7 protein-coding genes, 1 rRNA gene and 1 pseudogene are annotated in these 11,226 nt (G+C 64.6%); 3 read left to right on the top strand and 6 right to left on the bottom strand.

Going from position 1 to position 11,226, the window contains the following annotated elements; translation table 11 throughout:
- The 3 genes from D0901_RS14060 to ilvC all read right to left on the bottom strand — a co-directional run.
- A 16S ribosomal RNA gene (locus D0901_RS14060) occupies positions 1 to 70 on the bottom strand; the annotation flags it as partial.
- Between the two features lie 619 nt (positions 71 to 689).
- On the bottom strand, positions 690 to 1,562 hold the full coding sequence (gene pssA, locus D0901_RS14055; protein ID WP_129140930.1) for a CDP-diacylglycerol--serine O-phosphatidyltransferase: 873 nt from the start codon (positions 1,560 to 1,562) through the stop codon (positions 690 to 692).
- 156 nt (positions 1,563 to 1,718) lie between these two features.
- Positions 1,719 to 2,735: a ketol-acid reductoisomerase gene (ilvC, locus tag D0901_RS14050; protein WP_129140929.1), complete on the bottom strand. Its 1,017-nt coding sequence runs from the start codon at positions 2,733 to 2,735 to the stop codon at positions 1,719 to 1,721.
- A gap of 213 nt (positions 2,736 to 2,948) precedes the next feature.
- Here ilvC and ilvY point away from each other — a divergent pair, with 213 nt between their 5' ends.
- Positions 2,949 to 3,884, top strand: a complete 936-nt coding sequence (gene ilvY / locus D0901_RS14045) for an HTH-type transcriptional activator IlvY (RefSeq protein ID WP_129140928.1) — start codon at positions 2,949 to 2,951, stop codon at positions 3,882 to 3,884.
- A gap of 3 nt (positions 3,885 to 3,887) precedes the next feature.
- On the opposite strand, the gene ilvN is transcribed toward ilvY, so the two are convergent.
- Both ilvN and D0901_RS14035 read right to left on the bottom strand, forming a co-directional pair.
- Positions 3,888 to 4,379 (bottom strand): acetolactate synthase small subunit, encoded by a 492-nt coding sequence (ilvN, locus tag D0901_RS14040; protein WP_129140927.1) that lies wholly within the window; start codon positions 4,377 to 4,379, stop codon positions 3,888 to 3,890.
- Entirely contained in the window at positions 4,379 to 6,103 is a 1,725-nt protein-coding gene (locus tag D0901_RS14035; RefSeq protein WP_129140926.1) for an acetolactate synthase 3 large subunit, read from the bottom strand. The genes ilvN and D0901_RS14035 overlap by 1 nt, the downstream gene beginning before the upstream one ends.
- Before the next feature lie 600 nt (positions 6,104 to 6,703).
- Here D0901_RS14035 and D0901_RS14030 point away from each other — a divergent pair.
- Positions 6,704 to 8,083, top strand: a complete 1,380-nt coding sequence (locus D0901_RS14030) for a sugar porter family MFS transporter (protein ID WP_129140925.1) — start codon at positions 6,704 to 6,706, stop codon at positions 8,081 to 8,083.
- Between the two features lie 87 nt (positions 8,084 to 8,170).
- On the opposite strand, the pseudogene D0901_RS14025 reads toward D0901_RS14030, so the two are convergent.
- A pseudogene (locus tag D0901_RS14025) lies at positions 8,171 to 10,616 on the bottom strand (AAA family ATPase).
- Positions 10,617 to 10,846: 230 nt separating this feature from the next.
- Here D0901_RS14025 and D0901_RS14020 point away from each other — a divergent pair.
- Entirely contained in the window at positions 10,847 to 11,206 is a 360-nt protein-coding gene (locus D0901_RS14020; RefSeq protein ID WP_129140924.1) for a hypothetical protein, read from the top strand.
- Positions 11,207 to 11,226 lie beyond the last annotated feature (20 nt).

Here is an 11,226-nt window from a genome sequence, read left to right as displayed (position 1 = left end):
ACCGCTCGACTTGCATGTGTTAAGCCTGCCGCCAGCGTTCAATCTGAGCCATGATCAAACTCTTCAGTTGAAAGTCTGATGGTCCGTTAGGCGGACCAAACCTGGCTCAAGGTTCAAACGTCTCTTGACGAGTCGCTTGCCTTGATATCATGTGACAGTGTCACCGTATCGTGGCCAAGCGCCCACATGAATTACCTGATCGACTTGTTAAAGAGCATCGCGTCGTTTGCCCGAAGGCGCCTCGCCGCGAGAGAGGCGTATTCTACCGATTCGCGCTGCGCTGTCAAGCCTCGGCGGCCGGTGCCGAACACCGGGCGAGATCCGCAATCGATCTCGGCCGCGCTTGACCGCTGACCCCGAAAGGCCGGCGAATCGTGGGAGCGAAGTCTACAGCCTTCGAGGCGATCCGGCAAGCGATTTGTTCACCGCCGCTCTCTAAAACCCTCGAAGAAACAGCTACTTGCTTCTCCCGTCACCGCCGGTGACGTGTCCCGTCGTCGGCAGCGGATGCGTACTTTACGCCTCACATTCGGCCCTGACAAGCCCTCGCCCGAGAAAAATTTCACGACCGCCCGAGACGGCTTATCCACACCCGGTCACGACCGCCGCCCGCCAACCCCTTGTGGATAACAAGACGCCCGCGCGAGGCGGGCGTGGGATGAATCACTTGAAGTCATTGCCGCGACGGATCAGGCGGGATCCTCGTCGCTCGCAGCAGCATCCTGCTCCGAGGCCTTGTCGGGCGCCGGCTGCCCCTTGAGCTTGCGCTTGGCCCCCATGATCGGCCCGGACGCCACGTAGCAGCCGAACAGCGTGAGCAGCATCACCGAGGGTTCCAGCGAGATCACCACGAAGCCCAGCACGATCGCCAGCAGGGCGACGAAAGGCACGGGTCCCTTGAGATCGATCTCCTTGAAGCTGTAATAGCGGATGTTGCTGACCATCAGCACCCCGGCGGCGGCCACGACGAAGGTCATCAGCAACTTGAAGGCGTAGGCCTCGATGCTGAAGTTGTGGAAGACCCAGACACAGCCGGCCACCAGCGCCGCTGCCGACGGGCTGGGCAGACCGATGAACCAATTCTTGTCGGTGGAGCCCAGCTGCACGTTGAAGCGCGCCAGCCGCAACGCGGCGCAGGCGACGTAGACGAAGGCGGCGATCCAGCCGATCTTGCCGACATCCTGGAGGATCCAGGTAAAGGCGACCACAGCCGGCGCCACCCCGAACGAGAGCATGTCGGCGAGGCTATCGTACTCGGCACCGAAGGCACTCTGGGTGTTGGTCAGTCGTGCCACGCGACCGTCCAGGCCATCGAGCACCATCGACACGAAGACAGCGATGGCCGCCGCGGCAAAGTCGCCGTTGATCGCCGCGACCACGGCGAAGAAGCCCGAGAACAGGGCCGAGGTGGTGAACAGGTTGGGCAACAGGTAGATGCCACGTCGACGGACCTTCTTGCCGTTCTCGACGGTTTCCTCGACGACATCGGTGTCGCGGGCGAATTCGCTGAATTCGGAGGTCGTGGAATGCTCGGCGGGTTCCCGATGAGGGTCTTGGGTCATAAATCTCGTTCCATTGCCGGATTCAGGCATGAGAGCGCATTCTACACCCTGCTGTCAGTAACGATAGGCGGCGACCGCACCGGTACGCCACCCAAAAAACACCGAGGGCGCGGATCCCTCCGCGCCCTCGGCTGTCGCTGAAACATCCTCGACGCGTCAGTTCTTGCTCTTGTCGACCAACTGATTGGCGGCGATCCACGGCATCATCGCGCGCAGCTTCTCGCCGACCTGCTCGATGGGATGCTCGGCATTGAGGCGACGCTTGGCATGCATCGACGGGTAGTTGGTGTTGCCTTCCTGGATGAACATCTTGGCGTATTCGCCGGTCTGGATGCGCTTGAGGGCATTGCGCATCGCCGCCCGGGATTCGTCGTTGATCACCTCGGGGCCGGTGACGTACTCGCCATACTCGGCGTTGTTGGAGATCGAGTAGTTCATGTTGGCGATGCCGCCTTCATACATCAGGTCGACGATCAGCTTGAGCTCGTGCAGGCACTCGAAGTAGGCCATTTCCGGGGCGTAACCCGCTTCGGTCAGCGTCTCGAAACCGGCCTTGACCAGCTCGACGGCACCGCCGCAGAGCACGGTCTGCTCACCGAACAGGTCGGTTTCGGTCTCGTCGCGGAAGGTGGTCTCGATGATGCCGGTACGGCCACCGCCGATCGCCGCCGCGTAGGACAGGGCGATCTCCTTGGCCTGACCGGAGGCGTTCTGTTCGACGGCGATCAGGTCGGGGATGCCGCCACCGCGCGTGAACTCGGAGCGCACGGTGTGGCCCGGCGCCTTGGGCGCGATCATGATCACGTCGAGATCACTGCGCGGCACGATCTGGTTGTAGTGGATGTTGAAGCCGTGCGCGAAGGCCAGTGTCGCTCCCTGCTTGAGGTTGGGCGCGATCTCGCTTTCGTAGATGGCCTTCTGGTTCTCGTCGGGGGCGAGGACCATGACGACGTCGGCTTCGCGGCTGGCATCGGCGACGCTGGCGACCTTGAGGCCGGCCTCTTCTGCCTTCTTGGCCGACGACGAACCGGCACGCAGCGCGACGGTGACCTCGACGCCGGATTCCTTGAGGTTGTTGGCATGGGCATGGCCCTGAGAGCCGTAGCCGACGATGGCAACCTTCTTGGCCTGGATCAGCGAAAGGTCGCAATCCTTGTCGTAATAAACGCGCATGGTGAACTCCGTGATGATCGTGTCTCGAGGATGAATGCGTCAGCGTTGATGGCCCGCCGTCTAGCGCGGCGTGGTCGGAGCGCCGCGGCTAGCCCCACGGGGCCGGAGCGCGGCGACATCCTGTGTCGTGTCTGGCGCTCACGATACGACAGGCAATGCATTGCGTAAAACGCTATATTTGCAACGTTTCAATTCACTTACTGCAATGCGCTCATGGACCTGCGACCGCTACACCATTTCCTGGCCCTCGCCGAGACCCTGCATTTCGGCCGCGCCAGCGATGCCTGTCATGTCAGCCCGTCGACGCTCAGCCGAACCATCCAGCAACTGGAGGCGAGCCTGGGCGTGGCGCTGTTCGAACGCGACAACCGCAGCGTAGCACTCACGCATGCCGGCCGGTTGTTTCAGCGCTACGCGCGCGACACGCTCGAGCAGTGGGCGCTGTTGCGCCAGACCCTGATGGAGGAGAGCGGCGAGTTGACCGGCGAGCTAAGCATCTACTGCTCGGTGACCGCCAGCTACAGCTTCCTCTACGAGCTGCTCAGCGAGTTTCGTCTTCGCCACCCGCGCATCGAGATCAAGCTGCATACCGGCGATCCGGCCGACGCCATCGCCCGGGTGCTGGGCGGCGACGAGGACATGGCGATCACCGCCCGCCCCGAGGCGCTGCCCGCCCAGTTGGCCTTCAAGCCGATCGCCACCTCGCCGCTGGTGTTCATTGCCCCCAGCGAGGCCGCCGGCTGGCTGCCCGCGGTCGGCGACCCGCCGGACCGCGAGACGTGGGCACGCACGCCGATGATCCTGTCCGAATCGGGCCTGGCCCGCGAACGCACCGACGCCTGGTTTCGCCGCTTCGGGCTCAAGCCGACCATCTACGCCCAGGTCGCCGGCAACGAAGCGATCGTCAGCATGGTGGGGCTGGGCTTTGGCGTCGGCGTGGTGCCCCGCATCGTCCTCGACAACAGCCCGCTGGCCGACCGCGTGCGCATCCTCGAGGTGACGCCGCGACTGGCCCCCTACGACGTCGGCCTGTGCGTGCTCGACAAGAAGCTGCGCAACCCGCTGGTTCGCGCACTCTGGGCCCAGGTTCCCGACGAGCCGGCACGAAAAAGCCGCCCCGAAGGGCGGCTCGAGAACAGCGAACACTGACGCTCAAAGGCTGAGAATCTTGTCGCCGCGGGAGATCCCCGAGACGCCGGTTCGCGCGACCTCGAGAATGCCGATCGGCGCCATCGCCTGCAGGAAGGCATCCAGCTTGCCGGCATCGCCGGTGATCTGCACGGTGTAGACGCTCGGCGTGACGTCGACGACCTGCGCGCGGAAGATGTCCGCGGTGCGCTTGACCTCGTCGCGCTGCGCGCCCAGGGCCTTGACCTTGACCAGCATCAGCTCGCGCTCGATGTGGTTGCCCTCGGTCAGATCGACCAGCTTGACCACGTCGACCAGCTTGTTGAGGTGCTTGGTGATCTGCTCGATGACCCGGTCGTCGCCCACCGTGGTCACGGTCAACCGCGACAGGGTGGCATCCTCGGTCGGCGCCACGTTCAACGACTCGATGTTGAAGTTGCGTTGCGAGAACAACCCCACCACGCGGGACAGGGCGCCGGGTTCGTTTTCCATGAGGATCGAGATGATATGGCGCATCAGGTCCGCTCCGTCTTCGAAAGCAGCATGTCACGCATGGAGCCCAAGGGCACATGCATCGGATAGACGTGCTCGCGCGGGTCGACGTAGATGTCCAGGAACACCAGTTCATCCTTGTCGGCGAACGCCCGCTCGAGCGCCGGTACCAGGTCTTCCTCGCGTTCCACGCGGATCGCGGTGAAGCCGTAGGCGCCGATCAGCTGCTGGAAGTCGGGTAGCGACTCCATGTAGGAGTGCGCATGGCGCGACTTGTAGTTGAGATCCTGCCACTGGCGCACCATGCCCAGCGACTGGTTGTTGAGATTGACGATCTTCACGCCGATCCCGTACTGCTTACAGGTGGACAGTTCCTGCATCATCATCTGGAAGCTGCCCTCGCCGGTGATGCAGACCACGTCGTCGTCCGGGTAGCTCTGCTTGATGCCCATCGCCGCCGGAAAGCCGAAGCCCATGGTCCCGAGCCCGCCCGAGGTGATGAAGCGGTTGGGCTTGTCGAACTTGTAGTACTGCGCGGCGAACATCTGGTGCTGGCCGACGTCGGTGGTGATGAACGCCTCGCCGCGGGTGAACTCGCAGATCGACTCGATCACCTGCTGGGGCTTGAGCAGCTCGCCCGGCGCGGCTCGCTCGTAGAGCTTGCCGTGGCGCTCCCCGCGCCAGCCGTCGATGCGCTGCCACCACTCGTCGAGCGCCTCGGGGTTGGCCGGCTCGCGGCCCTGCACCAGGCTGATCATCTCGCTGATCACGCTCGCCGCGGGGCCGACGATGGGGATGTCGGCACGCACGGTCTTGGAGATCGAGCTGGGATCGATGTCGACGTGGACGATCTTCGCCGTGGGGCAGAACTTCGAGGTGTTGTTGGTCACCCGGTCGTCGAAACGCGCACCGATGGCGATGATCAGGTCGGCATGGTGCATGGCCATGTTCGACTCGTAGCTGCCGTGCATGCCCAGCCAGCCCAGCGACTGGCGGTCGCTCTGCGGGTAGGCGCCGATCCCCATCAAGGTGGTGGTGATCGGATAACCCAAGCGCCGCACCAGGTCGGTCAGCGCCTCGCTGGCATCGCCGGTGACCACCCCGCCACCGGTGTAGAACACCGGGCGCCGCGCTTTCAGCATCAGCTCCACGGCCTTCTTGATCTGCCCGGTATGGCCGCGCGTCACCGGATTGTAGGAGCGCAGCTTGACCTTCTTCGGATAGACGTACTCGTAGCGTTCGGTGGGCGAGGTCATGTCCTTGGGAATGTCCACCACCACCGGGCCCGGTCGTCCGGTGGACGCCAGGTAGTAGGCCTTCTTGAGGACCGTCGGAATCTCCGACGGGTGACGGATCGAGAAGCTGTGCTTCACGACCGGCCGGGTCACGCCGACGATGTCGGTTTCCTGGAAGGCATCCTCGCCGATCAGGTGACTGGCGACCTGACCGCACAGCACTACCATGGGAATCGAATCCATGTAGGCGGTGGCGATGCCGGTGACGGTGTTGGTGGCGCCGGGGCCCGAGGTCACCAATACCGTGCCGGGCTTGCCGGAAGCTCGCGCATAACCGTCGGCGGCGTGGGTCGCGGCCTGTTCGTGGCGAACGAGGATGTGTTTGACGGCATCCTGGCGGAACAGCGCATCGTAGATGTGCAGCGCTGCGCCACCCGGGTAGCCATAGATGTATTCGACGCCCTCATCCTGCAGGAAGCGGGCGATCATATCGGCGCCGGAAAGCAATTCCACTGTGTTTCTCCCCTAGAGGTCTCGAGTGCCATCTCGCCACCCTGGCAAGGGTCGCGAAAATCGAGTGCGGCGGTATGCCGCTGCCGGCCGCTGCCGGCACCTGATGCCAAACCCTGGCGTTCTTCGGCCCGGATGGGGCCTGCACTCTACATCGCGACGGATCGCCGCGTCGGGGGTTGGGCCAGGCCAGGCGGTTAGCCTGTGCCCGGAAGTCCTTACGGGCGGGTAGAGGCGATGACGCCTACCCTTCGCGCGGCGATGGGGGATTGCCCGCGGGAGCCACGCCCACAATCAGGAACGGTCAAGATTCCAATAGCCGGGTAAGTGTGTCAACCGCGCCGACCGTCATGAAGCGTATCGGCCCGCCCCACGATCGGGCGGGAGACCGTGTCGTACCGGCCCCTGGGAGACCAAAGTCTAACGACGAAAATTCGCGTATCCCGCCGTTGCTTGCTGTAATAGGCCGGCTGACACGATTCACCCAGCCCGTTCAACTCCGACAGCCAGCGAAGATGCCGGTGGGCATTTTCTCTCCAGGCTGAATCGATTCACTTTCGCGGAGCCCGTCCCTTGGCACTGGCCCGAAGGAGGAATACAACAATGTCCCGTATCGTCCAGTGGTCGGTCACGGTGGCGCTGGCCGGCTTTCTGTTCGGCTTCGACACCGCGGTCATTTCCGGCGCCGACAAGCCCATTCAGACCCTGTGGGGGCTGAGCGACCTGCAGCACGGCCTGCTGATCATGTCGATGGCCCTGTGGGGCACGGTGATCGGCGCCATCAGCGGCAACTGGCCCACCGACCGGCTGGGCCGGCGTGCCACCCTGTTGCTGATCGGGGCCCTCTATCTGGTCTCGGCGGTGGGATCGGCGCTCGCCACCGACCCTTACTGGTTCTCGTTCTTCCGCCTGATCGGCGGCATCGGCGTCGGCGTCTCCTCGGTGGCGGCCCCCACCTACATCGCCGAGATCGCGCCGAGCGAACGTCGCGGTCTGCTGGTGGGCCTGTATCAGTTCAACGTGGTGTTCGGCATCCTGATGGCGTTCGTCTCCAACTACGCGATCGGCGTGCTGGTCGACGCCCAGGCCTGGCGCTGGATGCTCGGTGTCGAGGCGGTCCCCGCCCTGCTCTATACCCTGATGGTGTTCCGCGTGCCGAAGAGCCCGCGCTGGCTGATCCTCAAGCGCGGCGACGTGCAGGGCGCCGCCGCGGTCCTGCGCCAGCTCGACCCGCGCGCCGACGTCGACGCCCAGATCGCCGAGATCCGCGCCGCCGAGGACAGCGAGCAGCAGGCCCATGCGCCTTTCTTCTCCGCGCGCTACCGCCTGCCGATCCTGCTGGCCTTCTTGATCGCCTTCTTCAATCAGCTCTCGGGGATCAACTTCATCATCTACTACGCCCCTCGCGTGCTCGAGGAAGCCCAACTGGGCAGCAGCGTCGCCCTGCTGTCGACCGTGGGCATCGGCGTGATCAATCTGCTGTTCACCATGCTCGGCATGGCGCTGATCGACCGCCTGGGTCGGCGCACCCTGCTCTACATCGGCTCGGTGGGCTACATCGTCTCGCTGGTGCTGATCTCGCGCGCCTTCTTCGTCAATGACCTGGGCGGGCTCGACGTGCCGTTGCTGCTGTGCCTGTTCATCGCCGCCCACGCCATCAGCCAGGGCGCGATCATCTGGGTCTTCATCTCGGAGATCTTCCCCAACCACGTGCGCGCCCGCGGCCAGTCCTTCGGCAGCTCGGTGCACTGGATCTGCGCGGCGACCATCACCCTGCTGATGCCCACGGTGCTGGGCCACTTCAGCGGTGGGCCGGTGTTCGCCTTCTTCGCGGTGATGATGGTCCTGCAGGTGCTGTTCGTGGTGTTCCTGATGCCCGAGACCAAGGGCGTCTCGCTGGAAGCGCTGCAACGTCGCCTGACTCGTACCACGGCGGCGTCACACGGCGACAGCGCCCGCCCGGTCGGGGCCGCGAGATCCTGACCCGCGGCTTTCGGCATGCAAAGAGCCCGCCTCCCTGGAGGCGGGCTCGTCTTTTACAGCATCGGTCCCGGAGGCCGACGAATCGGCTTACTGCTTGGCGAACGCCAGGTGGCCGTCTTCGGCGGTGACCCGGATGGTGTCGCCGGGGGCGAAGCGTCCCGACAGCAGCTCCTGGGCCAGCGGGTTCTCGAGCCGGCTCTGGATCGCCCGTTTGAGGGGGCGAGCGCCGAACACCGGGTCGAAGCCGACCACCGCCAGTTGGGCCATGGCATCGTCGGAGACCTCCAGGGCCATGTCGCGCTCGGCCAGCCGCTGACGCAACCGCTGGAGCTGAATGGCGGCAATCTGCTGGATCTGCTCCTGATCGAGCGGATGGAAGACCACCACCTCGTCGATGCGGTTGATCAGTTCCGGCCGGAACTGCTGGCCGACGACCTCCATGACCGCGTCCTTCATCCGCGCATAGGCCTCCTCGCCCTCGCCGGCCAGACGCTGGATCAGGTCGGAGCCCATGTTGGAGGTCATCACGATGACCGTGTTGCGGAAGTCCACGGTGCGCCCCTGACCATCGGTCAGCCGCCCGTCCTCGAGCACCTGCAGCAGGATGTTGAAGACATCCGGATGGGCCTTCTCCACCTCGTCGAGCAGCAGCACCGAATAGGGCCGGCGACGCACCGCTTCGGTCAGGTAGCCGCCCTCCTCGTAGCCGACATAGCCGGGAGGCGCGCCGATCAGCCGGGCCACGGAGTGCTTCTCCATGAACTCGGACATGTCGATGCGCACCATCGCCTCCTCGGTGTCGAAGAGGAAATTGGCCAGCGACTTGCACAGCTCGGTCTTGCCCACCCCGGTCGGGCCGAGGAACAGGAAGGAGCCGTTGGGCCGGTTGGGATCGGCAAGCCCGGCCCGCGAACGGCGCACGGCATCGGCGACCGCCTTGACCGCTTCGTCCTGGCCGATCACCCGCTCGTGGAGCGCCTCTTCCATGCGCAGCAGCTTGTCGCGCTCCCCCTCGAGCATCTTGGAGACCGGGATGCCGGTCCAGCGTGACACCACCTCGGCGATCTCCTCCTCGGTGACGTTGGAGCGCAGCAACTGATGGGTCGAGGTATCGCCCTCGGCCTCGCTGGATTCGGCGATCTTCTTCTCCAGCGACGGGATGACCCCGTACTGCAGCTCGGACATGCGTCCCAGGTCGCCCTGGCGGCGTGCCGCCTCGAGGTCGATACGCGCCTGCTCGAGCTCGGCCTTGAACTGGCTCCATCTTGAGCTGGATCAGGCGGCGATCGAGACGGTCCATCTCCTCGGGCTTGGAGTCGAGCTCCATGCGGATCCGCGACGCCGCCTCGTCGATCAGGTCGATCGCCTTGTCGGGCAGCTGACGGTCGGTGATGTAACGCTGCGAGAGCTTGGCCGCGGCGATGATCGCGCCATCGGTGATGTCGACGCCGTGGTGGACCTCGTAGCGCTCCTTGAGCCCGCGCAGGATGGCGACGGTGTCCTCCTCGCTGGGCTCGTCGACCAGCACCTTCTGGAAGCGCCGCTCGAGCGCGGCGTCCTTCTCGATGTACTTGCGGTACTCGTCGAGGGTCGTCGCCCCCACGCAGTGCAGCTCGCCGCGCGCCAGGGCGGGCTTGAGCATGTTGCCGGCGTCCATGGAGCCCTCGGCCTTGCCGGCGCCGACCATGGTGTGCAGCTCGTCGATGAACAGAATCACCCGGCCCTCTTCCTTGGCCAGTTCGTTGAGCACCGCCTTCAAGCGCTCCTCGAACTCACCGCGGAACTTGGCGCCGGCAAGCAGCGCGCCCATGTCGAGCGACAGCACGCGCTTGTCCTTGAGCCCTTCCGGCACCTCGCCGTTGATGATCCGCTGGGCCAGGCCCTCGACGATCGCCGTCTTGCCCACCCCGGGTTCGCCGATCAGCACCGGGTTGTTCTTGGTGCGCCGCTGCAGCACCTGGATGGTGCGGCGGATCTCGTCGTCGCGTCCGATCACCGGGTCGAGCTTGCCCTCGGTGGCGCGCGCGGTGAGATCGAGCGTGTACTTGTCGAGCGCCTCGCGGTTCTCCTCGGCGCCGGCGTCGTCCACCGCCTGACCGCCGCGCAGACTGTCGATGGCCGCGACCAGCGACTTGCGGCTGAGCCCGGCCTGGGTCAACACCTTGGTGATCGACTGGTTCATCTCCAGCGCGGCGAGCAGCACCAGCTCGCTGGCGATGTACTGATCGCCACGCGCCTGGGCCTCGCGATCGGCGAGGTTGAACAGCCGTGCCAGATCCTGGCTCATGCTCACGTTGCCGTCGAACTGGCCGACGCTGGGCAGGCCGTCGAGGTACTGGCTCAATCCGTCGCGCAGCTTGGCGACGTCGCCGCCAGCCTTCTGCACCAGGCCCTTGAGGCCGCTGTCGCGGGCATCGAGCAGCGCGGTCAGCACATGGCCGGGGTCGAGTTGATTGTGACTGCGGCCCACGGCCAGGGATTGCGCCTCGGCCAGGGCATTCTGCAGCTTGCTGGTCATGCGATCGATACGCATCGAAATCCTCCATTGGGGTCTGACGCGATCGGACGCGCCATGTTTCCCGTGATTCACGTTGACACTATCAATGGAGGTATGCTTGCTCTTTTCAAGCGTTTCGCATGAAAAATTCGCTGCGACAGACTGCCGCAGACAAATTCCATTCATGAAAAGGGCTGACCCGGAGAGCATGCTGATACCGCGGCGGTGCTGCGGTATCAATGCCGCCAAGGGCACCAAGACCCCGGATGGCACTGATGACTCGACAACAAGTGATACTGGCTCTGGTGATAGGCGGCAACTGGCTACTGATCGCCGTGCTTCATCTGATCTATCGAATTTACACCGTGCGCCGTTATGACCGGCAACTGACGAGGGCTGGAGTACCGCCCGCGGCTTTCGACCTCTTGGGCGGGCGCATATGGCTTTACATGCACGCGGTATTAACGCCGCACTGGTTCGAGCGACTCAAGCGCCGGGAATACCTGTTTGATCCGGCATTGCTCGCGCCAGTGATCAAGCCGCTGGACAAACCACTGATGGTGACACAACTCGTTGGCGCCGCGCTGACGCTGGGACTCATGCTGTTTCTCAAGTTCGGCACGTGACGCCCCGTCTCGCGACGCGG

It is taken from the genome of Modicisalibacter coralii, assembly GCF_004117855.1.
Taxonomy (GTDB): Bacteria; Pseudomonadota; Gammaproteobacteria; order Pseudomonadales; family Halomonadaceae; genus Modicisalibacter; species Modicisalibacter coralii.
The sequence above is the reverse complement of the archived record's forward strand: the minus strand, read 5'-3'. Positions and strand labels throughout refer to the sequence as shown.

Bases quoted from the DNA above. Each gene is read 5' to 3' on its own strand.
- pssA (WP_129140930.1), bottom strand. From the start codon at position 1,562: ATGACCCAAGACCCTCATCGGGAACCCGCCGAGCATTCCACGACCTCC.
- ilvC (WP_129140929.1), bottom strand. From the start codon at position 2,735: ATGCGCGTTTATTACGACAAGGATTGCGACCTTTCGCTGATCCAGGCC.
- ilvY (WP_129140928.1), top strand. From the start codon at position 2,949: ATGGACCTGCGACCGCTACACCATTTCCTGGCCCTCGCCGAGACCCTG.
- ilvN (WP_129140927.1), bottom strand. From the start codon at position 4,379: ATGCGCCATATCATCTCGATCCTCATGGAAAACGAACCCGGCGCCCTG.
- D0901_RS14030 (WP_129140925.1), top strand. From the start codon at position 6,704: ATGTCCCGTATCGTCCAGTGGTCGGTCACGGTGGCGCTGGCCGGCTTT.
- D0901_RS14020 (WP_129140924.1), top strand. From the start codon at position 10,847: ATGGCACTGATGACTCGACAACAAGTGATACTGGCTCTGGTGATAGGC.